Annotated in this window: 33 protein-coding genes and 1 tRNA gene; 11 read left to right on the forward strand and 23 right to left on the reverse strand. The window is 69.1% G+C overall.

Annotated features, from left to right (window positions below; all coding sequences use genetic code 11):
- Genes P1K31_RS01790 through P1K31_RS01865 form a run of 16 tightly spaced genes read right to left on the reverse strand, consistent with a single transcriptional unit; the run spans position 1 to position 8,732 of the window.
- The gene (locus P1K31_RS01790) at positions 1-180 is read right to left on the reverse strand and encodes a 30S ribosomal protein S14 (RefSeq protein ID WP_254545277.1); all 180 of its coding nucleotides are present in this window, start codon (positions 178-180) and stop codon (positions 1-3) included.
- Between the two features lies 1 nt (position 181).
- Positions 182-703, reverse strand: a complete 522-nt coding sequence (locus P1K31_RS01795) for a 50S ribosomal protein L5 (RefSeq protein WP_276304565.1) — start codon at positions 701-703, stop codon at positions 182-184.
- Positions 700-1,407, reverse strand: a complete 708-nt coding sequence (locus tag P1K31_RS01800; protein WP_276304566.1) for a 30S ribosomal protein S4e — start codon at positions 1,405-1,407, stop codon at positions 700-702. Before P1K31_RS01800 ends, P1K31_RS01795 begins: the two co-directional genes overlap by 4 nt.
- A gap of 1 nt (position 1,408) precedes the next feature.
- Positions 1,409-1,762 (reverse strand): 50S ribosomal protein L24, encoded by a 354-nt coding sequence (rplX, locus tag P1K31_RS01805; RefSeq protein ID WP_276304567.1) that lies wholly within the window; start codon positions 1,760-1,762, stop codon positions 1,409-1,411.
- A complete protein-coding gene (locus tag P1K31_RS01810; protein WP_254546480.1) occupies positions 1,759-2,157 on the reverse strand; it encodes a 50S ribosomal protein L14 in 399 nt (132 codons plus the stop codon). The genes rplX and P1K31_RS01810 overlap by 4 nt, the downstream gene beginning before the upstream one ends.
- 2 nt (positions 2,158-2,159) lie before the next feature.
- Positions 2,160-2,537: a 30S ribosomal protein S17 gene (locus P1K31_RS01815; protein WP_276304568.1), complete on the reverse strand. Its 378-nt coding sequence runs from the start codon at positions 2,535-2,537 to the stop codon at positions 2,160-2,162.
- Entirely contained in the window at positions 2,528-2,860 is a 333-nt protein-coding gene (locus P1K31_RS01820; RefSeq protein WP_276304569.1) for a ribonuclease P protein component 1, read from the reverse strand. The genes P1K31_RS01815 and P1K31_RS01820 overlap by 10 nt, the downstream gene beginning before the upstream one ends.
- Positions 2,861-3,121: a 50S ribosomal protein L29 gene (gene rpmC / locus P1K31_RS01825; protein ID WP_276304570.1), complete on the reverse strand. Its 261-nt coding sequence runs from the start codon at positions 3,119-3,121 to the stop codon at positions 2,861-2,863.
- Positions 3,122-4,174 carry a 30S ribosomal protein S3 gene (locus P1K31_RS01830; RefSeq protein ID WP_276304571.1) on the reverse strand — a complete coding sequence of 351 codons (1,053 nt, stop codon included), beginning with the start codon at positions 4,172-4,174 and terminating at the stop codon, positions 3,122-3,124.
- The gene (locus P1K31_RS01835) at positions 4,174-4,686 is read right to left on the reverse strand and encodes a 50S ribosomal protein L22 (RefSeq protein ID WP_276304572.1); all 513 of its coding nucleotides are present in this window, start codon (positions 4,684-4,686) and stop codon (positions 4,174-4,176) included. The genes P1K31_RS01830 and P1K31_RS01835 overlap by 1 nt, the downstream gene beginning before the upstream one ends.
- A gap of 7 nt (positions 4,687-4,693) precedes the next feature.
- Entirely contained in the window at positions 4,694-5,122 is a 429-nt protein-coding gene (locus tag P1K31_RS01840) for a 30S ribosomal protein S19 (RefSeq protein WP_276304573.1), read from the reverse strand.
- Entirely contained in the window at positions 5,119-5,850 is a 732-nt protein-coding gene (locus tag P1K31_RS01845; RefSeq protein ID WP_276304574.1) for a 50S ribosomal protein L2, read from the reverse strand. Before P1K31_RS01845 ends, P1K31_RS01840 begins: the two co-directional genes overlap by 4 nt.
- 2 nt (positions 5,851-5,852) lie before the next feature.
- Positions 5,853-6,104 (reverse strand): 50S ribosomal protein L23, encoded by a 252-nt coding sequence (locus tag P1K31_RS01850; protein ID WP_276304575.1) that lies wholly within the window; start codon positions 6,102-6,104, stop codon positions 5,853-5,855.
- Positions 6,101-6,847 carry a 50S ribosomal protein L4 gene (gene rpl4p / locus P1K31_RS01855; protein ID WP_276304576.1) on the reverse strand — a complete coding sequence of 249 codons (747 nt, stop codon included), beginning with the start codon at positions 6,845-6,847 and terminating at the stop codon, positions 6,101-6,103. The genes P1K31_RS01850 and rpl4p overlap by 4 nt, the downstream gene beginning before the upstream one ends.
- Entirely contained in the window at positions 6,844-7,851 is a 1,008-nt protein-coding gene (locus tag P1K31_RS01860) for a 50S ribosomal protein L3 (RefSeq protein WP_276304577.1), read from the reverse strand. Before P1K31_RS01860 ends, rpl4p begins: the two co-directional genes overlap by 4 nt.
- A gap of 2 nt (positions 7,852-7,853) precedes the next feature.
- Positions 7,854-8,732, reverse strand: coding sequence for a putative RNA uridine N3 methyltransferase (locus P1K31_RS01865; protein WP_276304578.1), 879 nt, complete (start codon positions 8,730-8,732; stop codon positions 7,854-7,856).
- A gap of 215 nt (positions 8,733-8,947) precedes the next feature.
- Between P1K31_RS01865 and P1K31_RS01870 the strand changes: the two genes are divergently transcribed.
- Positions 8,948-9,018, forward strand: a tRNA-Gly gene (locus P1K31_RS01870).
- Between the two features lie 387 nt (positions 9,019-9,405).
- Positions 9,406-9,588 carry a DUF2061 domain-containing protein gene (locus tag P1K31_RS01875; protein WP_276304579.1) on the forward strand — a complete coding sequence of 61 codons (183 nt, stop codon included), beginning with the start codon at positions 9,406-9,408 and terminating at the stop codon, positions 9,586-9,588.
- A gap of 9 nt (positions 9,589-9,597) precedes the next feature.
- Here the strand turns inward: P1K31_RS01875 and P1K31_RS01880 are convergent, their stop codons facing one another.
- Positions 9,598-10,830, reverse strand: a complete 1,233-nt coding sequence (locus tag P1K31_RS01880; protein WP_276304580.1) for a sulfatase — start codon at positions 10,828-10,830, stop codon at positions 9,598-9,600.
- A gap of 243 nt (positions 10,831-11,073) precedes the next feature.
- Between P1K31_RS01880 and P1K31_RS01885 the strand changes: the two genes are divergently transcribed.
- On the forward strand, positions 11,074-11,301 hold the full coding sequence (locus tag P1K31_RS01885; protein WP_276304581.1) for a hypothetical protein: 228 nt from the start codon (positions 11,074-11,076) through the stop codon (positions 11,299-11,301).
- An 85-nt stretch (positions 11,302-11,386) separates the two neighbouring features.
- On the opposite strand, the gene P1K31_RS01890 is transcribed toward P1K31_RS01885, so the two are convergent.
- Complete coding sequence (locus tag P1K31_RS01890; RefSeq protein WP_276304582.1) at positions 11,387-12,262, reverse strand: alpha/beta fold hydrolase; 876 nt, start codon at positions 12,260-12,262, stop codon at positions 11,387-11,389.
- A gap of 154 nt (positions 12,263-12,416) precedes the next feature.
- On the opposite strand from P1K31_RS01890, the gene P1K31_RS01895 reads away from it, so the two are divergent.
- Positions 12,417-12,728: an MTH1187 family thiamine-binding protein gene (locus tag P1K31_RS01895; RefSeq protein ID WP_276304583.1), complete on the forward strand. Its 312-nt coding sequence runs from the start codon at positions 12,417-12,419 to the stop codon at positions 12,726-12,728.
- Positions 12,729-12,790: 62 nt separating this feature from the next.
- On the opposite strand, the gene P1K31_RS01900 is transcribed toward P1K31_RS01895, so the two are convergent.
- The 3 genes from P1K31_RS01900 to P1K31_RS01910 form a co-directional block, all read right to left on the reverse strand.
- Entirely contained in the window at positions 12,791-13,093 is a 303-nt protein-coding gene (locus P1K31_RS01900; RefSeq protein ID WP_276304584.1) for a DUF8036 family membrane protein, read from the reverse strand.
- 55 nt (positions 13,094-13,148) lie between these two features.
- Complete coding sequence (locus P1K31_RS01905; RefSeq protein WP_276304585.1) at positions 13,149-13,424, reverse strand: winged helix-turn-helix domain-containing protein; 276 nt, start codon at positions 13,422-13,424, stop codon at positions 13,149-13,151.
- A gap of 578 nt (positions 13,425-14,002) precedes the next feature.
- Positions 14,003-14,692, reverse strand: coding sequence for a ferritin-like domain-containing protein (locus tag P1K31_RS01910; protein ID WP_276304586.1), 690 nt, complete (start codon positions 14,690-14,692; stop codon positions 14,003-14,005).
- A 359-nt stretch (positions 14,693-15,051) separates the two neighbouring features.
- Between P1K31_RS01910 and P1K31_RS01915 the strand changes: the two genes are divergently transcribed.
- Complete coding sequence (locus tag P1K31_RS01915; RefSeq protein WP_276304587.1) at positions 15,052-15,777, forward strand: ferritin-like domain-containing protein; 726 nt, start codon at positions 15,052-15,054, stop codon at positions 15,775-15,777.
- 137 nt (positions 15,778-15,914) lie between these two features.
- On the forward strand, positions 15,915-17,078 hold the full coding sequence (gene aroC, locus P1K31_RS01920; protein ID WP_276304588.1) for a chorismate synthase: 1,164 nt from the start codon (positions 15,915-15,917) through the stop codon (positions 17,076-17,078).
- An 88-nt stretch (positions 17,079-17,166) separates the two neighbouring features.
- Here aroC and P1K31_RS01925 read toward each other — a convergent pair whose 3' ends face one another.
- Positions 17,167-18,669, reverse strand: a complete 1,503-nt coding sequence (locus P1K31_RS01925) for a hypothetical protein (RefSeq protein ID WP_276304589.1) — start codon at positions 18,667-18,669, stop codon at positions 17,167-17,169.
- Between the two features lie 91 nt (positions 18,670-18,760).
- Here P1K31_RS01925 and P1K31_RS01930 point away from each other — a divergent pair, with 91 nt between their 5' ends.
- From P1K31_RS01930 to P1K31_RS01950, 5 genes are all read left to right on the forward strand, one after another.
- On the forward strand, positions 18,761-19,369 hold the full coding sequence (locus P1K31_RS01930) for a uracil-DNA glycosylase (RefSeq protein ID WP_276304590.1): 609 nt from the start codon (positions 18,761-18,763) through the stop codon (positions 19,367-19,369).
- 72 nt (positions 19,370-19,441) lie between these two features.
- A complete protein-coding gene (locus P1K31_RS01935; RefSeq protein ID WP_276304591.1) occupies positions 19,442-19,954 on the forward strand; it encodes a hypothetical protein in 513 nt (170 codons plus the stop codon).
- Positions 19,951-21,546 (forward strand): sodium:solute symporter family transporter, encoded by a 1,596-nt coding sequence (locus tag P1K31_RS01940; protein ID WP_276304592.1) that lies wholly within the window; start codon positions 19,951-19,953, stop codon positions 21,544-21,546. Before P1K31_RS01935 ends, P1K31_RS01940 begins: the two co-directional genes overlap by 4 nt.
- Before the next feature lie 2 nt (positions 21,547-21,548).
- Positions 21,549-22,013, forward strand: a complete 465-nt coding sequence (locus P1K31_RS01945) for a hypothetical protein (protein ID WP_276304593.1) — start codon at positions 21,549-21,551, stop codon at positions 22,011-22,013.
- Positions 22,014-22,061: 48 nt separating this feature from the next.
- Positions 22,062-23,795: an AMP-binding protein gene (locus tag P1K31_RS01950; protein WP_276304594.1), complete on the forward strand. Its 1,734-nt coding sequence runs from the start codon at positions 22,062-22,064 to the stop codon at positions 23,793-23,795.
- On the opposite strand, the gene P1K31_RS01955 is transcribed toward P1K31_RS01950, so the two are convergent.
- Positions 23,792-24,238, reverse strand: a complete 447-nt coding sequence (locus P1K31_RS01955; RefSeq protein ID WP_276304595.1) for a universal stress protein — start codon at positions 24,236-24,238, stop codon at positions 23,792-23,794. The genes P1K31_RS01950 and P1K31_RS01955 overlap by 4 nt on opposite strands.
- Between the last annotated feature and the right edge of the window lie 24 nt (positions 24,239-24,262).

The following is a 24,262-nucleotide window of genomic DNA, read 5'->3' on the forward strand; positions in this document are numbered from 1 at the left end:
TTAGCTGTACTTCTTGAATCCCATACCGCGGGCGATCTCGCGGAAGCACTGTCGGCACAGCCAGATGTCGTACTTGCCGACGAGGCCCTGCTTGCGCCCGCAGCGCTGGCACGCCTCGAGCTGGCCGGTGCGCTTCGCGGCGTGCTCGCCCGTCTCCTGTTCGGTTTCGCTCTCGCTCATCTCAGTTGACCTCCACGTCGAACTCGGCTTCGAGGAACTCGATGGCGTCCCCGACGGTCAGCCGGTGTCTCGACGGGATCTGTCGGGTGGCCGCGTCGCGCTTGCGGACGCGGTAGCCCGGGCGGACGAGGTTGACCGTCACGTCGAGCCCGTAGATCCCGATGTTCGGGTTGTACTCCTGGCCGGGGAAGTCGGTGTGGTCGTCCACGCCGAAGCTGAAGTTCCCGGTCTCGTCGAACTGCCGGCGTCGGATCTCGACCAGCGGCAGCGCCGTCTCGAGGAACTCCCGCGCGGGTTCGCCGCGGAGCGTGACCTTCGCACCGATGGGGTCGCCCTCGCGGACGTTGAACTCCTGAACGGTGCGCTTCGCGAGCGTCCGAACGGACTCCTGTCCGGTGATCTCCTCGAGGATGTCCTGCGCGTTCGCGAGCGTCTGCCCGCCCTCGCCCACGCCCATGTGGACGACGACCTTCTCGACCGTCGGGTGGCGCATCTCGTGGAACCCGGCGTCGGTCTCGCTCATTCGTCACTCACCCCACCGGTGAACTTCTCGTCGATTACGACGACGTACTCCTCGACGGTCTCGAAGCCCTCGCCGTCCTCCTGGGTGACGGTGACGGTATTCGCGCCGCTGCCGGCCGTGACGGTGATCTCGTCGATTTCGCCGATCTCGCCGGCGTGCGTCCCGTCGACCGCGGTGACGAGCGCGCCCTCCTCGTAGGGGAAGTGCGCGACGATCTCCGTCGACTCGTTGTCGACGACGACCGAGTCCTTGCACGCGACGGACTCGTCGTCGGTCAGCAGCGTCGATCCGTCGTGCAGCGACAGTTGGACGTCGCCGCCGCCGACGTGCTGCTTGCCGATGACCTTGCCGAGCTTGGAGTCGGCCGCGTCCGCCGCGATGGCCGTCAGCGCGAGCCGACCGCCCTCGCCGGGGAAGACGCGGTAGTACTCGTCGCGCTCGGGGAACGCCAGGATGTCGAACATCCCGATGGGCCGGCGTTCGTCGCCCGGCCGCTGCCCGTTGACGAGCACGCTGCCCTGTTCGAGCGCGTAGCGCGCTTCCTTCTTCGAATCGACGTAGCCGAGTACGTCGCGCAGCAGCACGAGCAGGGGAACCCCCGCCTCACCGTGCGGGCCCGCGCCCGCCTTCACGGTGAACGTCGCCGTCTTGCGCTCGACCGGCCACGACTTCGGTACCGAGAGTCGTTTCTGGTGTTTGCTCATGTTATTCGTCCTCCGTCAGACGCCCCTCGCGCACCTCGTCGTCGAGGTCGAGGTCGGTCACGCGAACGTTGCTCGCGTCGAGCGGCCGCGGCACGTCCTCGCCGTCGGCCTTCTCGAGGGTGACGCCCTCGACGTGGATCTCCGCGCGCCGGAGGTCCACCTTCGTGACCTCGCCCTCCTCGCCCGCGAAGTCGCCGCGGAGCACCTCGACGGTGTCCCCGGCGTTGACGCGGACGCTGCGCCGGCCGTACTCGTCGCGGAGGTCGGGCGAGAGCGTCGCCCTGACCTGCTTGTGCCGCTCGTGGAGCGGTGCGTTGGCGCGTCGGTTGCGTTGTTTGCGTGGTTGTCGGGTCATACGATCATCGTCGCCGTGCTGGCGATGCTGCCGAATCGTTCGGCCACTTCCTGCGCGATGGGGCCCTTGATCTCGGTCCCGCGGGGGTCCTCGTTCTCGTCGACGATGACGCCCGCGTTGTCCTCGAACTTCACCCGCGTGCCGTCCGGTCGGCGGATCGGCTTGCGCTGGCGGATGACGACGGCCTCGAGGACCTGCCGGCGCATCTCCGGGGTCCCCTTCGTGACCGAGACGGTGACCTTGTCACCGAGGCCCGCCTTCGGGTGGCGGTTCTTCGTGCCGTGGTAGCCCGAGACGGAGATGACCCGCAGCTCGCGCGCGCCGGTGTTGTCGGCGCACGTGATGAGCGAGCCCTTCTCCAGGCCGGGCGTCACGTCGGCGGTCAGCGCCTGCATGGTCACTCACCCTCCCCCGACTCTCCGGCCGGGGCGCTGATGGTGTCCGCGGCGGTCTCGAACCGCTCTACGATCTCCACGACGACGTGGGATTTCGTCTTCGAGAGCGGTCGCGTCTCTGCGATGCGGACCGTGTCGCCCTCCGACAGCCCGAGGCACGCCGGCGCGTGGGCCGGGATGCGCGAGCGTCGCTTCATGTAGCGGTCGTACTTCGGTACGAACACGTCGTACTCCCGCTCGACGACGACGGTCTTGTCCATGTCCGTGGAGGCGACGCGCCCCTCGACGGTCTGTCCGTGCACCGAAAGGGTGCCGTGAAACGGACAGTTCGCGTCGGAGCAGGTCTCCTCCGGTTCCGGAACGTTCAGTCCTATTGCCATTGTGATCCTCGTGTGCGCTCGGTGCGCCGGGCGGGTCGCGCGACGAGTCGCTCGCCCTCGACGACGACGTACTCGGTGTCGTCTCGTGACGTCCCGTCGCTCGACTGGTCCGCGGAGCGTCGCTCCGCGCTATCGAGTTCGAACTCGAACGTCGCGACCGCCTTCGGCACCTGCACGGTCCGAGCCCCGGCCACGGTGAGCGTGTTGGTCGTCTCCATGACGACCTCGCCCTCGACGCCCACGAGCGTGGGATCCGTCGACTCGACGACCCGCACTCGCAGGCCGATGAGTTCGTGTCGCGGCAGGGTCTCGGCGGTCAACATCTATTCGTCCTCGTCTCGCGGCTCGTCGCCGCTCGATCGTTCCGAGGCGCTCTGCGCCCCGTCGTCGCCTTCCTCGCGCTGGATCGTCTTGATCCGGGCGATGGTGCGGCGAAGCTCCCTGATGCGCCCCGGATCGTCCGGCGCGCCGCCCGCCGCCTCGACGGCGCGGGCGTTGAGCAGTTCCGTCTCGAGTTCCTCGAGTTCGACCCGGCGCTCGGCCGGCGTCATGTCGCGGATCTCGTCGGTGTAGAGGATCGCCATCTACTCCTCCACCTCCTCGTCTCGCGGCTCGTCGCCGCTCTGCGCCTCGCCGTCCTCGTCGAGCTCGACGTCGTCTTCCGTCGTCGGGGCGTCCGCGGACTCGTCCGCGCCGCCCGCGGACTCGTCTGCACCCTCGACGGTCTCCTCGACGTCGGCCTCGGCGGTCTCCTGCTCCTCCATCTCCTGGAGGAGGTCCTCGGCCTCCGCCTCGACGTCCTCGTCGAGTTCGTCGAGTTCGTCCTCGACGTCACCCTCCTCGGGCGGCGCGATCTCCTGGTCCTCGTCGAGGACCTCCTCCTCGAGGACCTCCTCCTCGGCGGTCGGCGGGGCCTCGCTGTCGACCTCGTCCTCGCCCTCCTCGAACTCGGGTTCGTTGGTCTCCGCGGGGTCGGCCTCGAGCAGTTCCTCGACGTCGCCCTCGACCTCCTCGGGCTCGATGACGTACTCGGAGACGTCCACGTCCTCGCGGATCCGGAAGTCGTCGGGGAGCTCGGCGTTCGGCGGGATGATCTTCACCGTCACGCCGATCGTGCCGAGCTTCATGACGGCGACGCCGTCGCCGCGGTCCACGATGGACTCGGCGGGCTCGCCGTTGTGCTTGATGTAGCCCCGGTTGAACTTCTCCACGCGCGAGCGCGCGCCGGTAACCTTCCCGGAGAGGACGATCTCCGCGCCGAGCGCGCCCGCGTCCATGATGCGGTCGATCGTGGTGTGGCCCGCCTTGCGGAAGTACCACCCGCGTTCGAGCGCGTTGGCCAGGCGATCGGCGACGATCTGGGCGTTCAGGTCCGGTTCGTCCACCTCCTGGACGTCGATCTGCGGGTCGTCGAGGTCGAAGCGACGCTCGAGTTCCGCGGTGATCTTCCGGATGTTCTTCCCGCCCTTGCCGATGACCATTCCGGGCTTCTCGGCGCGCAGGATGATCTGCGTGCCCATCGGCGTCTTCGCGACCTCCATGCCGCCGTAGCCGGCGCGGGCGAGTTCGGAACCGAAGAACTCGTCGATCTGCGTGCGCTGAAGGCCGTTCTCGATGAACTCGTGTTCGTCTGCCATTATTCGTCTACCTCGCGGTTACCACCGCTCGTGTTCCCCGAGGCGCTCTGCGCCTCGCTATCCTCCTCGAGGACGAGTTCGACGTCGACCTGCGGCGTGTTCCACGAGGTCGCGCGGCCGAACGCCCGCGGCTTGCGCCCGGGCGACTCGCCGACCTTGTGGGCCGCGACGTGCATGATCGTCATGCGCTCGCCGTCGAAGCCCTGGTGGTCGGCGTTGCCGACGGCGTTCTCGAGGAGGTCGAGGAACGCCTTCGTTGCCTTCTCGGGGTACCGCCCCGCGTCCCAGCCGGAGACGTCCTTTCGGTGGCCGACGCCGGTGTTGTGGGACTTGAACGGGACCGATCGCTCGCCGTCGAGCACGTCCTGCAGGTACGCCTGCGCGTCGCCGGCGGTCATACCCTTGATCGCGCGGGCGATCTCCTTGCTGTGCTTGTGGCTCATGTGACGCTCCCGAAGCATCGCTTTCGCGGTGGTTTCCGGGTCCGCGTCGACACTGTAGCTGATTCCCATAGTTCGATCACTTCAGGGGGACGAACTTCGACGAGCGCGTCGCCCCGATGCCGGCCTGGCCGTGTTCGACCGACGTGCGCGTGAGGACGAACTCGCCGAGGTAGTGCCCGAGCATCTCGGGCTTGACCTCGACGCGCTCGAACTCCTGGCCGCTGTAGACGGCGAACGTCTTGCCGACGAACGCGGGCACGATCGGCATGTCGCGCAGGTGCGTCCGAAGCGGGTTGTTCGCCGACTCCTCGGCGGAGCGCTTGTCGGCCTTCGCGAGCAGCTTCTCCTGCTCCGCGGTCAGGCCGCGTTCGATACTTCGCCGCATTCGCGCGGGGAGCAGTTCCGCGAACTCCTCGAGGTCCATCTCGCGGAGTTCGTCGACCGTGTAGCCGCGGTACGTGAACTCCTCGTCCTTGTCGCGGCCGATCTGGTAGTCCGTGCTCATTTGTTCCCTCGGTTACCGCCGCGGCCGGTCTTCCGGCTGGCGATGTCGCCCACCTTGCGCCCCGGGGGCGCGTGGCGGGAGACGCTCTTCGGTCGGCCGGGGTGCTGTCGGCCGCCGCCCCCGAACGGGTGGTCGACGGCGTTCATCGCCACGCCGCGCACGCGCGGCCACTTCGTGCCGCGCGCGCGCATCTTGTGGTACTTCTTCCCGGCCTTCACGAACGGCTTCTCCGTCCGGCCGCCGCCGGCGACCACGCCGATGGTGGCGCGGCAGTCCGGCGAGAGCCGGCGGATCTCGCCGCTCGGGAGCTGTACGACGGCCGCCTTCCGGTCGTGGGTGAGCAGCGTCGCGCTCACGCCCGACGAGCGGGCGAACTTGCCACCGTCGCCGGGCTGGCGCTCGACGTTGCACACCGGGACTCCCTCCGGGATCTCCCGCAGCGGGAGGGTGTTGCCGGGGGCGATCTCGGCGCTGACGCCGACCTGGATCTCGTCGCCGACGGCGATCCCCTCGGGCGCGAGCACGAGGCGCTGGTCGCCGTCCTCGAACTCGACGGCCGCGACGGGGGCCGAGCGGGCCGGGTCGTGTTCGATGTCCACGACCGTGCCGCGGACGACGTCGCCGTCCTCCACCTTTCGGTGATCGAGCTGCGCCTTGTAGCGGTGCGACGGCGCGCGGAACGTCGGCGTGCCGCGCCCGCGTCGCTGACCCTGGATTCGTCGTCCCACGGTCAGAACACCCCGATTCGGGAGGCGACCTCCTGTGCGTCGTCGTCCTCCGACAGGCGCACGGTGGCCTTCTTCGTTCCCTCGGGCGTTACCTGCGTGTTGACGCTCACGATGGCGATGTCGAACTGCTCCTCGAGGGCCTCCTTGATCTCGGGCTTCGAGGCGTTCGCGTCGACGACGAACTCGAGTTTGTTCTCGAAGTCCATCTCGTTCATCGCCTTCTCCGTGACGTTGGGGTACCTGATCACGCTCATCTGTCTGCCACCTCCTGGATGGCGCTCTCCGTGAAGAGCGTCAGCCGACCGGCGTGCGCGCCGGGCGCGAGGTCCTCGGCGTTGACCTCCCGGGCGGTCGCCACGTCGGCTCCCGCGAGGTTCCGGGCGGCCTTCGAGGGCTCGCCGGCGGTCACGAAGAGGATCGACTTCGGGCGCTTGTACTTGCGCCCGCGGGTCGTCCCGCGGCCCGCGCGGACCCTCTTGCCCGCGTCGGCGCGCTCGATGTCGGCCGCGACGCCGAGCGCGTCGAGCGCCTCGACGACCTCCCTCGTCTTCACGAGGTCCTCGAAGTCGTCCGAGACTACGAGGGGGAGTTCGACGTCGTCGTCGAAGCGGTGACCGCGCTCGCGCACCAGCTCCGCGTCCGCCGTGGCCGCGATGGCCGAGCGGACGGCGAGCCGGCGCTCCTTTTTGTTGATCTTCTCGCCTCGATCCTTCTCGGTCTTCGGCGGGTGCGCGCGTCGCCCACCGACCGTCTGGGGGACGCGGCGACCGACGCCGTTCTGTCGCGGCACGTGCGCCATGCCGCGACCGGAGCCGAACGACTCGGCCGGGGTTCGCATCCCGGCGTACTCGTCGGCACCGTAGTCCTGTTTGCGGTTGGCCTGGGCGGCGCGAACGGCCCGACCGATGAGGTCGGGGCGGTAGGGGGTCTCGAAGACCTCCGGAAGGTCGAGTTCCTCCCCTTCCCCGCCGTCCAGGTCGCGTACTGTCGCATTCATCCTTGGTTAGACTCCGTAGAGACGTACCGCACCTCGGGGTCGAGGCGGGGCGTTTCGCTCGGCCGAACGGCGGGTCGGAAGCGCAGCAGACGCTTCTTCGGACCGGGGAGCGACCCCTTCACGAGCATGTAGTCGCCGTCGACCTCGCCGTAGTTGACGAAGCCGCCGTCGGGGGTCACCGCCTCGTCGCCGATGGCGAGGACGCGCTTGTTCAGTTCGGTGCGCTGGTGGTAGCCGGTCTGTCCCTGCTGGGGGACCGTAGAGCGCACGCGCGAGGGGTTCCACGGGCCGAGGTTGCCGATGCGGCGCCGCCATCCCTGCCGGGCGTGCTTGCCCTTGCGCTTCTGGACGCCCCAGCGCTTTACGGGACCCTGCGTCCCCTTGCCCTGGGTGATGCCGGCGACGTCGACGAACTCGCCCGCCCGGAACACGTCCGAGGCGGCGTGTTCGCCGCCCTCGTCGACGAGGTCGAGCGCGTACTCGACGCGGTCCTCCAGGCTGCCGCCGCCGACGCGCGTCTCCATCACGTCGGGTTTCTTCTTCGGGACGCCGGGGAGGGCGCTCGGCAGCGTGTGCGTGATGAGGCGCACGTCGCCGAGGTCGCCGGACTCAAGCGCGTCCCGGATCAGCTGTTCCTGGCCGCCGCTCCCCTCGGGGAGGTCGATGGCCCGTTCGAGGTCCTCGTGGAACTCGTCGGTCCAGACCTCGGTGAGCGGACGGAGGCCGTACGCGGTGTCCTCGTAGGCTCGCAGGGCGACCGCCCGCATGGACGGCGTCTCGACGACCGTGACGGGGACGGTCTCCTCCATCCCCTCGCGCGGCGAGTTGGGCTCGTCGTTGACCATCACGACGTGCGACATGCCGGCCTTGTAGCCGGCGAAGCCCTGGAGCCGCGGCTGGCCGTCGTCGTCGGGCCAGGTGCTGATACGGGGCACCTCGCTCGACGCGCGGACGCGCGGGCTGAAGCCCATCGAGCCTTTTCGTGGTCTGCTTGGTTGTGGCATTGTTATTCGAGGTTGAGGCAGGCGAGCGTCGCGAACATCGCTTCCTCCGTTCTGACGACGTCGCTGCCCTGGTTCGGAACCGTATTCAGCCAGAGGTCGAACCGGGTTTGGGCGTCCGGTTCGGTGTGAGACCGCGAGTCGCCGTCGGTGACGGCGTCGGTGTCGTCGCGGGGGTCGATCCTCGGGGGGTCGACCCCCAGTATCTCCGGGAGGCCACGTTCCGGTGCCCCGAACGCCACGGTGAACCCATCGCGCACGCGCGGGGCGAGTTCGCCCAGGCGCGCGACTGTGAGTTCCTCGCCGTGGCGCGACGCGGCGATGCGGACGCCGGCGTCGGGACGCGAGAGCGTCGTATCGAGCTCCGACTCCTCGACCGCTAGTCCCGGTGGTGGGACGTCGACGATTCGAGCGCGGAGTGGCCGTCGCGAAGAGACCCTGATGGTAACGCGCTCCCCCTCCTCGACCGCCATCTCCGGCGGAACGGGGAGGGAGACCGGGTGTTGCAGGCCGCAATTGACCCGAACGCGCCCGTCAGATCCGACCTCGGTCACGATTCCCTGTCTTAACGACCCCGAATCGTCCGATCCGGAGCCGGTCTGTGCCACAGCGCGGAGCGGCGGCAGGACGCCGACGTACTCCAGTTCGTCGCGCCGTTCCCAGGCCTCCTTTCGGAGGTAGGGGGGCGTGGCCGCGTAGGCCAGCACGGTGCGAACGAACCCGCCGCCCCATCGCCGTTCCCCCGATCGGTCGGGGTAGACGACGAGGCGATCGGCGCGGAATATCGTCGCCGCGCGGGCGACGTATCCCAGCTTGCGTGTCGCTTCCCGCTTGTCGCGGGACTCGCGCGCGAGGGACGACGGCACGAGTACGGTACGTGTCATGCCGGTACGCTTCCCCGCTGTGCACTAGACTGTGACGGTCGTACCCGGTCGAGTCCTAAAAGGGTAGCGTTTCCCCCACGGCACTGAGACGGCTTCGCATGACGGTTTTCGATGGTTGAGTGTCCCGCGGACGTGAGTCCCACGGACCGACCGACTCCGGTACGTTTTTATGGTCGCACGGCGGAACAGAATACGCACGCAAACCGGTGCACCACGCGCTGATAGTGTAGTGGTATCACGTGACCTTGCCATGGTCACAACCTGGGTTCAAATCCCAGTCAGCGCACTTCCGTGATTTCCACCAGCGCGGAGTTCCATCTCCGCGCTACGCTTGGGAATCACTGTGAGCGAAACGATGGGATTTGAATCAGGGAGCACCAACCCGCGCAGGCGAACGGGGTGACTGACCGTCCTACCAGAACGGAGACGCACCACCCGAACGGCTGAGAGAGCGCGGAACCCCTCGGACGAATCGACACGACCGCCGCTGACGGCGGTATCGATCCACGTTTCGAACGCTCCGTCTCTGCGGCGGCACGGGATAAATACCGGTTACGTAGCGTCGAAATAGTAACCGTTACTGATCTCTTATGCCGCTCCCCGAGCGAAGTGATCGCATGGTTCGAGTCGGCGGTCCGCTCTCGCGGCGCGCTCCTGGCCCGGGAGCGCGCTGGTGAAGACGGCGCTCTACCGCGTCGTGATGGTCGTGGTCTCGATCGCCGTCGCGTGGCTGGTCGTGGGCGACGTGAGCGACGCGCTCAGCATTGGCGTCGCGACGAACCTCGTGAAGACGGTGACGTACTACTGCTACGAGCGGGCGTGGGACCACGTCTCGTGGGGCGTGTTCGTCGATTGAACGCGGGGGTCAGACCGGCAGTTCCTCGGCCACCTCGGTCGCGGCGGCGGTGATGCGCCCCCGCTCCTCGTCGCCGGCGGCCCACTGGTCCGTGACGGCGCGACAGAGCGCCAGGAGTTCCTCGTTCTCGATGGGGGTGCGGTCCTCGTCGAGGCGGACGAGGCGCTCCTCGACCGGACTGGTGGCGTACTTCCAGTCGCGCGCCCGGAGGATGCGCTGGGGGTGGCCCGTCCGGCCGCGGGCGAACGGGGCGTCGAAGGCGCGTTCCGGGTCGAACTCGGGGTCGGTGGCGAGGCCGAGGACGAGCTCCGGGAGATCGAACAGCGAGAACGGCGTCTCGACGCGACCGGTAGGGCCGTTGGCGACGACGAGCGGTACGTGGGCGATCGGCTCCTCGAGTTCGTAGCCGTGGCCGTAGCGCCCGCGCTCGCCGAAGGCCTCCCCGTGGTCGGCGTGGACCATCACGAGCGGATCGTCGCCGACGTCGCGCGTGAGGCGGTCGAGGAAGGCGTCCGTGTAGCGGACCGTGTCGTCGTAGGCGGTGACGAGGGCGTCGTGGACCCACGAGCCGGGCGTGATGTCGCGCCCGGAGTAGAGCCAGGCGTTGGCGGCGTAGGTGCGCGCGAGCGACTGGCTGCGGTAGCCCTTCGGCGGCAGGTACGGCATGTGGGAATCGACGAGGAACACCCACAGGAAGTACGGTTCAGGTGCGTCCGTCAGCCAGTCGAGGATGTCGTCGTAGAACGCCTCCCAGGACATGAACATGTCCTGTCCCTGCCACCAGTTGAGCGCCTGGACGAGCAGGAACGTCGCCTTGCTGTCGGGCGTCCCCTCGCTGATGAACGACTCCGTCGCGTCCTCGTCCATGAAGTCCTCGAAGTAGTCGAACCCCACGTCGAAGTCGAAGTAACGCGACGTCCAGGGGTTCGCCGTGAACGCCGCCGTGGTGTACCCACGGCGGGAGAGGCGGTCCGCGAGCGTGTCCCGGGAGAGCATGTGCTCGCGCAGGGCCGCCTTCGTCGAGTCGGTCGCCGGCCGCTCGATGGGGTACTCGCCGGTCAGAAAGGAGTACGCGGAACCGTTCGTCGCCGCCGCGGGGGCGATGGCGTTCTCGAACGTCAGTCCCTCCTCGGCGAGGGCGGCGAGCGCCGGCGTTCGTCGACCGTCGTCCCCGTCGAGCCCGCACCGGTCGGCGCGGAGGCTGTCGACGGTCACCAGGATCACGTTACGCGGATCGCTCATACCGGGTCGTCGCCGCTCGTCCGTATCGTTATGCGCGTCGTAAACCGAGACGCCCCCCGACGGGTGCCGAGCGAACCGCGGCGGACCGAGCGCGCGCCGCGCGTGCGTTCGGTCCGATAACCGCCCTCTACGACGTGACACTCACGGAATCCCTAACGATAACTGACACATAACAATGCCCGTCACGTCGGAACCGTCGGGTGAACGATGAGCCCCTCGCACGATACCACAGAACGGACGACCGTGAAGTCGGACGAAGCCGTCACCGTCTCGCTCCCGCCGGACCTCTACTCGCGGGTCGACGATCGGACGCGACGGACCGACTTCTCGACGCCGGACGCGTACGTCAAGTACGTTCTGGAGGAGGTACTCAGCCGCGTCGAACGGGACGGCGCGGAGTTGGGGAGCGCCGAGGTCGACGAGGCGGAGGTACAGAGCCGCCTGCGCTCGCTCGGCTACCTCGACGAGTGAGGCGTTCCCCCGTCGGTTACTACTCGTCCCGCTCGCTCGGCATCGTTCATGGGTGTTCGAGCGTGACCGTCTCGCCCCCACCGGATTATACCCGCGCCTCGCACCAGTCGAGCACCGCGCTCGCGACCACGTCCGGCCGTTCCCGGTGGATGAAGTGCCCCGCGTCGCGGACCCGGAGGACGCGACAGTCGCCCGCGAACGCCGCGGCCGCGTCGTCGAACAGTTCGACCCCGACGCAGCCGTCGTCCGTCCCGGCGAGCACGAGCGCGTCGACGTCGAGCGGCGGCCCGGAGCGCGTGTCGCGCCGAAGCGCCCCCCGCTCGAGCACGTCGCGGGCGAACTGGCGGTAGTACTCGAGCGCCGCCGCCGTCGTCCCCGGGGCGTTGAGCGTGTTCTTCACCGACTCGATGCGCGCCTCGGAGTAGTCCCATCCCGGACTCCAGGTCGACCAGAGGAACTCCACGAGCGCGAAGTCACCCGCCCGGAGGAGGCGCTCCGCGCCGGGGAGCTGAAACGCCGCCATGTACCAGCTCCTGAGCCACTGTCGCGGCCGCTCGCGGGCCGCCGCCACGAACCGGGGTGGGAGGGCCATCCCGACGACGGTCTCGAACGCGGCGGGGTCGATGCGCGCGGCGACGTAACTCGCCGCCGCCCCCCAGTCGTGGCCGACGAGCACCGCCGGGTCGCCGTCGAGTGCGTCGACGAGCGCGAGCGCGTCGCGGCCGAGCGCGCCCGCCGAGTAGTCCCCGTCCGGCGCGAGCCCGGTGGGGGCGTAGCCGCGCATGTACGGCGCGACGGCGTGGTACCCCGTCGCGGCGAACTGCTCCAGAAGCGGCGTCATCGATCCGGCGTCGTCGGGAAAGCCGTGGAGACAGAGCGCGAGCGGGCCGGAGCGATCGCCCGCGCGGAGGTACTCGAACGCGACGCCGTTGGCGGTGGTTCGTCCGCGATCTACGTCCATGATCCCGTGGACGTCGCCCGGGCATATCATAGCGAGTATCGTTCGTCGCGACGAATTCCAGCCGACGATCGGCCGCGGATCCGGCTGCGGGTACGATGCTCGCTATCAGTCACCGGCACGCTTTACCCGCTCACGGGTGTAGTAGGAGGGGACCATGACCGTCATCGCACTACTCAGCGTCGCGCCCGTCCGCGAGGGGAGCATGAGCGAGGAGGTCGCGAAGGCCGTCGCCGCCCTCGACGACTTCGACGTGAGCTACGAGACGAACCCGATGGGGACCGTGATCGAGGCCGACTCGATCGACGACCTGCTCGACGCGGTGCGCGCGGCCCACACCGCCGTCGAGGCCGACCGCGTGAGCACGTTCCTGAAGATCGACGACAAGCGCGCGAGCGACGAATCCGCCCGCGAGAAGGTCGAGGCCGTGGAGGAGCACCTCGGCCGGCCGGCGAGGAGCGAGGAGTAGCCGGTCTGCCACGTCGGCTCGTCTGCTGGACGGGGTGATCGCCCGTCCGCGCCCCTCGCGGGTCAGTCCCACGTGACCCAGGTGAGGAAGAACAGCCCGCCGAACTCACAGAGGCGGAGTGCCGTCATGGCACCCTGCGCGATAGGAGGGACGGAGGTCACCCACACCCGCAGCGTGGGTTCGAACATGTAGAAGTAGAGCGCCAGAAGGTTCTCCAGGAGCAGGAAGCCCGTGAAGAGGACGAGTCCGAGGGTCTGTTTCGACCGGAACTGGAGGTAATTCCGACCCCAGACGTACCCCAGTACGAGCGTGAGCAGGACGTTCGCGAGGATCGCGATCCGGGCGACGTCGACCCACAGCGTCATCTCCGTTCCCCCTCGCGAGCGGCGCGTTCGTCGGTAGTTGTCGGTCCTTCCATCGTCATTCGACGCTCTCGATGATCCCCTCTATGAGTTCCCAGCAGTGTCGCGCCTCGCCGGTCGGGAGGTAGGTCGCCCCGCGTTCCTCGCCGCTGTTCTCGAAGATGCTGTCGTCGACGAGGACGTCGAGGTGGTGTCGAACCGTCTCGTAGTGGCGGTCGAGTTCCTCGGCGAGTCGATCGGCGTTCCGCGGCCGCTCGACGAGCGCCCGGAGGATGCGCGCGCGGTTCTCGCCGCCGTGCGTTCGCGTGAGCACGTACCTCCGAACGGGCTCCATCGTATACGTCTATCTAACATGTCTTCGTGAATCCACCGACCCCCGTCGCGTCGCTCGATCGGTCGACGAAAGATCGGTCGACGAAAGATCGGTCGACGAAACGGCGTGCCGACGAGAGCTAGTCGAGGTGGACGTCCACACCGATCGACGGTTCGTGCGAAACATGGGTTCAGGTGGGGTGGAGGGCAAGCTGTCAGCCGGGGACGGACGGTCGTCGTCGTCGGTTCGCCGGCGCGCTTCGGCCGGCCGTCGGACGCGAATCGCGACGCGGACCCCGAGAACGGCTTCCGTCCTCGCGGAGGCGCCTGCCGAGAGTGGATGCGCCCCTTCGTGACATCCACCGGCGGCGTGCGTCCGCGCCGGGGGTCCGGAGCGGTCGTCCGTCGCGAGCCGACCTGTGCGAGCTATCGCACGGATAGACCGTCGATCGGTTCGTATAAGGCCGTTTCCAGAATTGCGATCGAACTCGGACCGAAATTCGTCCAGAGTCTCCGCCACGTACCGCCCGCTCGCAACTGTTAGAACACGAGGGCGCATAGCGGGACGCCCTCGGAACGCGGCCGGTGACGTCCCTGCCGTTACTCGTCGCTGACGATGAACTGGCCGGCGGCGGCGAGGACCTCGTCCATCGTCTTCGCCGGATCGAAGGCGTTCGGATAGGGCAGGCGGAACTCGTGGAGGTTGAGGTAGCCGGCGTGGCGCGCCTCGACGCTGTGGATGCTGAGCGCCGCCGAGAGGATGTCTTCGTCGTCGATCAGGGGGGCGGCACCGGCGTACGCCGCCACCCCGAGGTTCTCGAAGGTCGCCGCGAGCCCGATGAACTCGTCGAGGGTCTCGTAGGGGAAGCGGAATTTCAGCCCGCTGACCGGCGTACCGCCGAGGTCCTCGATCGTCGCCGTGATGGCGTCGACGTGCGCCTTCTCGTGGTCACGGATCCTCTCGAAGCGCTGGTAGGTCCCGTACCGGGGCCGCGGGCTGTTGAACACCATGTCCCCCGGACTCCCCGGCCCCTCGAAGTCCTCCTCGGTGAACGTCTGGAGGCCGTCGCGGTAGAACGTGAACTCGAGTTTCTCGAGCGTCAGCGCGAAGTTCAGGATCTCCACGTCGCTCGGCCCGCCGTTCGCGTCGCCGTCGCCGTCTGTCGCGGCGGCCAGGCCGGTCCCGCCGAGCGAGAGCAGCGTCGCCCCGCCGCCGATCTTCGCCGCCGTCGAGAGGAACCCTCGCCGATCTGTGCTTCCATCGCTTCCGTCGGTAATGTCGTTCGACATGATACATTCAATCGCCAACGTGACGCGACAAAAGTGTTTATTGAATGTCATGATTCTGGGTATTGTTTTTTATACGTTCAGTGGAGACAGCGGTACGGTCTCCCTCCGGAGGATTGCCGGCGGGACTGTTCGGCCCCGCGTACCCGCATCGAGATCGGGACGACAGTCAGACGGCACCGTCGCGACGTTTCGAGCTACTTAGGCCGGAATTCGGTGTAATCTCGAAAAACGTTCATGACGAGGGTCGTACCTCGGTTAGAACGGTACCACACCACGGCGTGTGCTGCCGGAACGTGTTCGAAATGAACGAAAAAACCAACGGTTCAGACAGCGAGCGTTCGAGTGCGGACGTCAGGCGAGTGATCGACGAGGTCCGGGGGCGGGGTCCGTCGCGCCGGACCTTCCTCGCCGGCACGGCGGTGGTCGGTGCCGGCGCGCTGGGACTCAGCCCGCTCACGCAGGCGAGCGGCGACGGTAACGCGAGCGGGAACGGGACGGCAAACGGTACCGGAACCGCCGGGAAGCGGAACGGAACGCCGACCGTCCACGAGATGGGAACGGACGTGGACGTGCTCAACTACGCCCTCACGCTGGAGCACCTGGAGGACGTGTTCTACCGGGAGTTCCTGAACGACGTCAGCAAGGAGGAGTTCGTCAACTCCGAGGCGCTGCAGAACTTCAACGCCTGGGAGAAGCGCGCGTCATACGACTTCGTGAGGAAGGTCGGAGAGCACGAGTCGACGCACGTCGAGGCGCTGACGAAGATAATCCGGGCGCTTGGCGGCGAGCCGGTGCCCGAGTGCACCTACGACTTCGGCGTCGAGAGCGTCGGCGAGTACCTGACGGTCGCCCAGGCGCTCGAGAACACCGGCGTCGCGGCGTACGACGGGGCGCTCGCGCTGATCGAGAGCCCCGACCTCACGACGGCCAGCGCGACCATCGCGACCGTCGAGGCGCGCCACGCGTCGTTCCTCAACTTCCTCAACGGCGACGTCCCCTTCCCGGCGGCGTTCGACGACGCGAAGTCCGCCGAGGAGATCCTCGCCGTCGCCGGGCAGTTCGTCGAGAGCTGTCCGGAGGAGTGAGTTCGGGGAGCGGTAGCCGCACGGAGGGCGGCCGACGTCGCGGAGCAGCCCCCCGAACTCGTCCCATCTTCGGACGCGTAGGCTCCGTTCGCGGGGTCGCTATCAAAAGCTAAATGCGAGCGTCCCAACCCGGGGACATGAACGGGAACCAGTTCGGGCGGCTCTTCCGGGTCACGACCTACGGGGAGAGCCACGGCCCCGCCATGGGCGTCACCGTCTCCGGCTGTCCGGCGGGCCTCGAGCTCTCGGCGGAGGACGTCCAGCGCGAACTCGACCGACGCAAGCCCGGCCAGTCGATGATCACCACCTCGCGGGACGAACCCGACGCCGTCGAGATCCAGTCGGGTATCCAGGACGGGTACACCACCGGCACGCCGATCGGGATGGTCATCCAGAACAAGGACGCCCGCTCGGGCAAGTACGAGCCCTTCGTCACCGCGCCGCGACCCAGCCACGGCGACTTCACCTACTCGGCGAAGTTCGGCACGCGCAACTGGGGCGGCGGCGGTCGCTCCAGCGCGCGGGAGACCGTCAACTGGGTCGCCGCCGGCGCGATCGCGGGGAAGGTGCTCGATCGCTTCGGCGTGCGGGTGAAGGCCCACGTCAACCAGATCGGCGACGTGCGCGCCCCCGAGGTATCCTTCGAGGGGATGCTCGAACACACCGAGGAGAACCCCGTGCGCTGTGCCGACCCCGAGACGGCCGAGGAGATGCTCGAGGTCATCGAGCGCTACCAGGGGGAGGGCGACTCCATCGGCGGGTCGATCTACTTCGAGGCCCGCGGCGTCCCCCGGGGGCTGGGCGCGCCGCGGTTCGACTCCGTCCCCGCCCGCCTCGGGGCGGCGATGATGGCCGTCCCGGCCGCCACGGCCTTCGAGTTCGGCCTCGGGCGCGGGGCGCGCTCGGTCTCCGGTCACGAGCGCAACGAGGACTGGACACTGGATACCGACGGCGACCCCGTCCCCGTCGGCAACGACCACGGCGGCATCCAGGGCGGCATCACCACCGGCGAGCCGATCTACGGCGAGGTGACGCTCCACGCGCCCACCTCCATCCCGAAGGAGCAGACCACGGTCGACTGGGAGACCGGCGAGGAGAAGCGGGTGCAGGTCATCGGCCGCCACGACCCCGTCCTCCCGCCGCGCGGGGTCCCGGTCGTGGAGGCGATGCTCAACCTCACGATCCTCGACTTCATGCTGCTCGGCGGGCGGATCAACCCCGACCGACTCGACGACCGCCCCGGAGAGTACGACACCGACTACCACCCGAGCAGCCCCCTGAACGAGGAGCGCGAGGAGTAGTCGGGTCGTCGAACCGTCCGCTCCGGGACGATCGATCGGTCGTCGACCGCCGGTCGTTCGGGCGACGCTCCCCGCGCCGTCCACTCGTTCACTGCCCCCGCGAGACGGTCACCCGGTACGTGTCCCCCTCGAACTCGACGGTCCGCGAATCCGCGTCGTAGTCGACGGCTCGCTCCGCCGTCCGCTCGTCGGTCCGCAGGACGACCGTCTCGACGCCCGCCTCGACGCCCGCCAGCGCGTTCCGCAGACCGCGCAGCCGACGGCGCATCACCTGCTCGGGGACGAGGCGCTCGTCGGCGTCGGCGTCCGTTCGCGTCAGTGTCAGCGTCGCGGGGCGCCGGTGCTCGCCCTCCGCGCGATGCCGCGGTGACGTGACGACGACGCGCTCGCCGTCGCGCGCCGCGCGCACGTCGTCGGTCGGCGTCACCTCGATCGCGGGCGCGTCGAGGTCGAACAGCGCGGCGTGGACGCCCTCGCCATCGTCATCGCTCTCGCCGTCGCTCTCCCGAGAGAGGGCGACCCGGAAGGCGTAGCGACCGCCGCCGAGGTAGCCGACGTCGATACCGTCGTCACAGGGTGCGGCGCGCCCCGAGAACGCGCGGATCGTCCACTCCTCGGTGCCGCCAGGGGGAAGCGTCGTGTACGGTACCGGGATCGCCCAGGGGACCACGTGGAACCACTCCCCGTCCACGAGTTTGAATAACCGCCAGTCGTGGCGGTTACCGCCCATCTCGTCGCCGCTGTGATTGTACAGCGTGAAGCCGACGCGAGCGGGCGCTTCGACGCGCTCGGCGCTCGGTTCGAGGAACGCCGGCGTCGTCCCGCCGGCCTCGTGGAACCACGCGACGGACGACGCGTCGGGGAGGGATGGGACGGACTCGCCCGCGAACCGCGAGGTCTCGTCCGGACCGGGCGCGCCGGTGTCCCACGCGGCGACGGTGAAGCGCGTCTCGCCGGACCGCCACTCGTAGCAGCCCGTCGGGTACCCCCTCGCCTCCGGGTGACGGACGAGGACGAACTCGCCGGCGACGGTCTCCCCGGAACCCAGTTCGAGCGTCTCCGGGAGCCACGTGCCCGTCTCCGGGAGCCGCCAGTAGCCCTCGGCGGTACGTTCAACCCCCGGGATCGCCTCGGCGAGGTCGGTACGCTCGGTCGGGGCGAACGCCAGCGCGTCCCGGTATGGACGATCGATGCCGGCGTCGGGCGGCGCGCTGTAGGGGTCGCCGAAGGGCGGGAGGTCGCGCAGGGCGATCGTGTTCGGTCCCTGCATCCGGTTCGTCAGCGTCGCGCGGATCGTCGCGGGGTGGTCCGCGGTCGCCGTCCCTGCGAACCAGACGCGAACCTCGGCGTCGTCGGCCGCGTACCACGGCGTCGGGAGCGCGAGCGTCCGTCGAACCGTCCGGAGGTCGACGACGGTCCAGTCGCCGGGGGGAGGCGTCACCTCGCCGTTCGGGCCGTCGCCGTCGTTCGTCCCGTTCCCGCCCGGCACGTCGGCCGGGGTCACCGGCGGCGTCTCCGATTCGTCCCCCGAACACCCGGACAACGCCGCGACGCTACCGCCGAGGAGCGCGAGGACCCGTCTCCGCTTCATACCGCCACGTCATACTTGTCGGATAAGTGCTTTGTCTGCGGTCAAATCGTCGTTTGATGCTTTTACCTGTCTCCGCGCCCACCACCCGCCAATGGACGCGGAGCAGGACACCCTCGTGAACCCCTTCGGGATGGACGAGACGTGCACGAACTGTCCGGAACTGTGCGGGACGCGCGAGCGAGTGGTCCACGGCTACGGCCCGGTGGACGCGGAGTTCCTGGTCGTCGGCGAGATGCCCGGTCCCGAGGCGGACGCGTCGGGGGTCCCGTTCGACGGCACGCCCGTCCTCGACGTGCTCGAACGGGTCGGGTTCGTGGAGCGATCCGACGGCGACGTGCGCGTCGAGAACGCCTATCTCACCTACCTCACTCGTTGTCGTCACCCCGAGCGCGGCCCGACCGACGCCGAGGTGCTCGCCTGCGACGGCTACCTCACCGCCGAGATCCGGATGATCAACCCGGAGATCATCGTCCCCGTCGGCCAGCGCGTCTGCGAGGCGCTGGCGACGGAGTACACGACGCGCGATCCCGGCGACTTCGACGTCGAGGCCGAGCACGCGACTACGGTTCGAGGGCGGGGGTTCGAACTCGTCCCCCTCCACCCCGACCCGGACGACGACCGGCGCGACGAGTTCGTCGCACACCTCGGCGAACTACTGGGACGCGACTACCGACAGACGAAGGGGCGGCGCGGGCGGTAACCGGGTACGCGGCCGGGGTCGGTTCACATGTTAACCTCGCCCATTATTGCGCTCCGTACAGGCTGTTAGGGTATGCCACGGAACGCGTACATGATCGGCCTGTGCCTCGTCGCGCTCGGCCTGCTCGGCACGGCCGTGATCGGGGAGTACCGGCTCTTCTCGTATCTCGCCGCGCTGCTCATCGTCGGCGTCGTCGGCGCGTCGTCGATAGAGCGCGCGGGTCGGGAGTTCGACCTCGGTCCCTACACGCTCCTGCTCGGCTGGGTGCTCGGGACGTTCGTCGTCGGGTTAAGCGCCATCTGGTTGCTCTGGACGCCCGGACAGACGGAGTACGCGTACGCGCTCGGCCTGCCGCAGTCGACGCTCGCGTACGTCGTCTTCATCTGGCTCCTCCCGCTCGTCGGCGCGGTGTACTACTCCGTGCTGTTCCCGCGGATCGGGGGCGACGACGTGGTCGACGAGATCATGGCCGAGGCGCGGACGGCTCAGTCGCGCGAGGCGTTCCCGCTCTCCCCCGAACAGCCCGCGGTGGGGAGCGGCGCGCGTCACACCGACGGGGGCGAGAGCGGGGGTGAGGAGGAGTGACGCCGACGCCCGGCGCGTCCTCGCTGCCACTGCAGGAGATCCCGATCGCGGACAGCCCCTACGTCCTCATCTTCGGGACGGCGTACATGCTGATCGTGCTCGCCATCGGCGTCTGGGGGTACCTGCAGACCGACAGCACGAGCGACTTCCTCATCACCGGCAAGTCCATCGGGACGTGGGTGCTCGCGCTCACCGCCTTCTCCGTCATCCAGTCGGGGTTCGGGTTCGTCGGCGGACCGGAGCTGATCTACGCGGGCGGCTCGACCGCGCTGTGGATCTTCTTCACCGCCCCCATCGGGTTCCTGCTGACGTGGGTCGTCCTCGCGAAGCGCATGCGCATCCTCGCCGACCTCCGTAACGTGCTGACGCTCGCGGACGGGATGTACGTCCGCTACGAGAGCGACGCGGTTCGCGGGCTGACCGGGCTCGCGGTGATCGTGGGCGTCATCGCCTACCTCGCGACCAACCTCGCGGCGCTCCAGTACGTCATGCGCGCCATCTTCGGCATCGACGTGACCGTCGGGCTGTTCGTCGGCGCGCTCATCCTCCTGCTCTACAGCATGCTCGGCGGGATGATCGCCGGCGTCTGGACGGACTTCGTGCAGGCGATCACGATGATCGTCGGCGCGGTGCTCGTGTTCTTCTTCGCCGTCTCCTTCGGCGGCGGGATGGAGAACATCTCCCGCAACCTCGCCAGCGCCGACCCGGCGCTCATCTCCCCGTTCGGGGCGCTCGGCGCGCCCGAGGCGTCGAGCGCGGCCGTCATCTTCACCGCACTCGGCTGGTGGATCCTCTTCTCGGTCGGGTCGGCCGGCCAGCCCCACCTCATCACGAAGTTCTACATGAGCCGCAACCTGAAGATCCTCCGGTGGGGCGCGCCGATCGCGGCCGTCTCCTACGCCGTCTCGAGCCTGCTCGCGTTCTCGACGGGCCTGTCGATGCGCTCGATGGTCGAGGCGGGAACCGTCGCCGAACCCGCGAGCGCGTCGATAGTCGGCCCGCTGTTCGTGCTGGAGTACACCCCCGGCGTCGTCGCGGGGCTCATCCTCGCGGCGCTGCTCGCGGCCATCATGTCGACGAGTGACTCGTTTCTCAACATCGGCGCGGCGGCCATCTCGCGGGACCTCCCGCGCGCGTTCGGATCGGCCATCGAGGACGACCGCGTCGAACTGCGCGTCACGCAGGCGGCGCTCGTCTTCCTCACCGTCACCTCCACGCTGGTGGTGTTCTACTCGAGCGAACTCGTCGGCATCCTCGGGACGATCGGCTGGGGCTTCTTCGCCGCCGCCATCTTCCCCGTCGCGGCGCTCGGCATGAACTGGAAGGGCGCGACGAAGTGGGGCGCGATCCTCGCCGCCGTCGGCGGCATGGCCGTGAACCTGCTGTTCAGCGCCGTCCCGCGGATCGCCGACGAGATCGGTCTGAGCTGGCTGTCGGAGGCGATCCGCGGCCTCTACGGCTCGCTGTTCGTCGGCCTCCCGGTCGGGGTGGTGGCGCTGCTCGTCGCGATCGTCCTGTTCGTCGTCGGATCGCTCGCGACGCAGAGCGGGAGCCGCGTGCCGGCGGACATCGCCGCGCTCATGGAGCGGTGACGATGACGACCGGTTCTACCGGAGAACGACGCCTCGGTCGCTTCACCCGCTGGCTCCGCCAGCGGCCGAACTCCCTCGAGTTCTGGGAGGTGCTGGTGACCGACGAACGACTCGTCCTGTGCTTCGCCGGCGAGTCGTTCCGGTCGATGCTCCTCCGCGCGGACGTGGGCGAGCGAACCCGCCGCCTCCTCGACGACTGCACGCCCGCGGAGGCGCTCGAACTCGCGGACCGGAACGTCGCCGTCCCGCTCGCCGACCTCCGAACGATCCGCCTCCGGGCCGGCACGCCGACCCGTCGCGCCCGGCTCACCCTGGAGTGGGAAGGAGAGGGCGGGCGGGAGTCGTGGACGCTCTCGAACACCGCGGACGGCGACGGACAGACCGACCTCCTCGAACGCCTCGACGCGTGCGAAGGGTTATCACACGTCGAGTGCGAGGTCGAAACGCCACGGTTCGCCTTCATCTGAGGCGGGCCTCGACTCGACCGCGAACCGACACTGACCGCGAATCCACACATGGCCTGGCACGTATCACTCGACTACGACACGTACGAAGCGGCGCGGGAGGCGTTCGCCTGGGACCTCCCGGACGACTACAACCTCGCGCACGACCTGCTCAGAAAGCACGACGACGCGGACGCGCCGGCGCTCTACCAGGGGTACCCCGACGGCCGCCGCGAGACGTACACCTTCGACGACCTCGATCGGCTGTCGAACCGGTTGGCCCACGGGCTCTCCGACCTCGGCGTCGAGCGGGACGACCGCGTCGCGGTCGTCCTCTCCCAGCGCCCGGAGAACGTCCTCACGCACCTCGCCTGCTGGAAGATCGGGGCGGTGTCGCTGCCGCTCTCCGTCCTGTTCGGCGAGGACGCCCTGCGCTACCGCCTCGACGACAGCGGCGCGAAGGCGGTCGTGGCCGATCCCGACCGGACCGGGACGGTGCTCGCCGCGGCGGCCGACTGCGACGCGCTCGAACACGTCGTCGAGGCCGTCGACGGCGGGAAGGGCGGGGGCGGGACGGACGCGACGGAGGGAGCGCTCGCGTTCGACGCCGTCCGCGACGGCCAGCCGGACGACTTCGCCCTGGCGGAGACCGACATCGACACGCCGGCCATCGTGATGTACACGAGCGGATCGACCGGCCCGCCGAAGGGCGTCCTCCACGGCCACGGCGTCTGGGTCGGCCACTGCCCCGCGTTCGCGATGTACTTCGAGCGCGACCTCGCGGGGACGTACTGGACGCCCGCCGACTGGGCGTGGATCGGCGCGCTCGGGGACCTCGTCTTTCCGGCCTGGCACTACGGCCAGGCCGTCGTCGGCTCTCCGATGGGGAAGTTCGACCCCGAGGAGGCGTTCTCGATCCTGGAGGAGTTCGACGTGACCGGGGCGTTCGTCCCGCCGACCGCCATCCGGATGATGATGGACGTGGACGACCCGGCCGACCGCTATGACCTCTCGCTGCGCGCGATCTGCTCCGGCGGCGAGCCGCTCACCCCGGAGATCCTCGACTGGGCCGACGCGGCACTCGGCGGGGGCGGGGGAGCGGGCGGTTCGCCCCCCTCGTCGGGCGAGTCGGACGGCGTGGTGGTGAACGAACTCTACGGGCAGACCGAGGCGAACCTGCTCGTCTGCAACTGCCGCGGCTGGTTCGAGGCCCGTCCGGGGAGCATGGGGAAGCCCGTCCCCGGCCACGACGTGGCGATCGTCGATCCCGAGACGGGCGAGGAGGTCCCGACCGGGGAGGTCGGCGAGATCGCCGTGCGGCGGGAGGGCGACCCGGTGGTGTTCCGGGAGTACTGGAACCTGCCGGAACGGACCGCCGCCGCGCGGGCGGGCGAGTGGCACCTGACGGGCGACCTCGGCTCCCGCGACGAGGACGGCTACGTCTGGTTCAAGGCGCGCGACGACGACGTCATCATCACCGCCGGGTACCGCGTCGGCCCGGGGGAGGTCGAGAGCGCGTTGCTCGACCACGAGGCGGTCGGACAGGTCGGCGTCGTCGGCGTCCCCGACGAGACGCGCGGCGAGGTGATCAAGGCGTTCGTCCAGCCGGCGGCCGGCGCGACGCCCGACGACGACCTCCGGGCGGAGCTGCAGGCCCTTGTGCGCGACCGCCTGGCGAAGTACGAGTACCCCCGCGAGATCGAGTTCGTGAGCGAACTCCCACAGACGACGACCGGGAAGATCCAGCGACGGAAGCTCCGCGAGCGCGAACGAGGGGAACGCGGGGAGGGGACCGACGCGACCTAGGCGGCGTCCACCGCCGCCTCGTCGTCCGCCCGCCGCGTCACGAGCACGGAGACGTCCGCCGTCCGGAGCACGCGCTCCGTGACGCTTCCGAGCAGCGCCCGCCGGACGCCCCGGCGGCCGTGGGTGCCCATCACGACGAGGTCGACGCCGTGCTCGTCGGCGTAGTTCACGATGACCTCGTGGGGCGTCCCCCGCTCGACGGCCGTGACGACGTCGAGGCCGCGCTCCTCGCCCGCGTCGGCGATCTCCCGCGTCGAGCGTTCCCCCTGGGCCCGGAGTTGCTCGAGCAGGCGGCCGGGGTCGAAGTCGTAGGTGTAGACGAGTTCGACCACGTAGAGGACGTGGACCGTCGCGTCGTGGATCTCGGCGAGGTCGAACGCCTCCTCGACGGCGACCCGCGCCCCATTGCTCCCGTCGGTCGGGACGAGTATCGTGTCGTACACTGGTATCACCGACCGTGAGATGGA

It is taken from the genome of Halomarina halobia (genome assembly GCF_029338575.1).
In the GTDB taxonomy this organism is placed as follows: domain Archaea; phylum Halobacteriota; class Halobacteria; order Halobacteriales; family Haloarculaceae; genus Halomarina; species Halomarina halobia.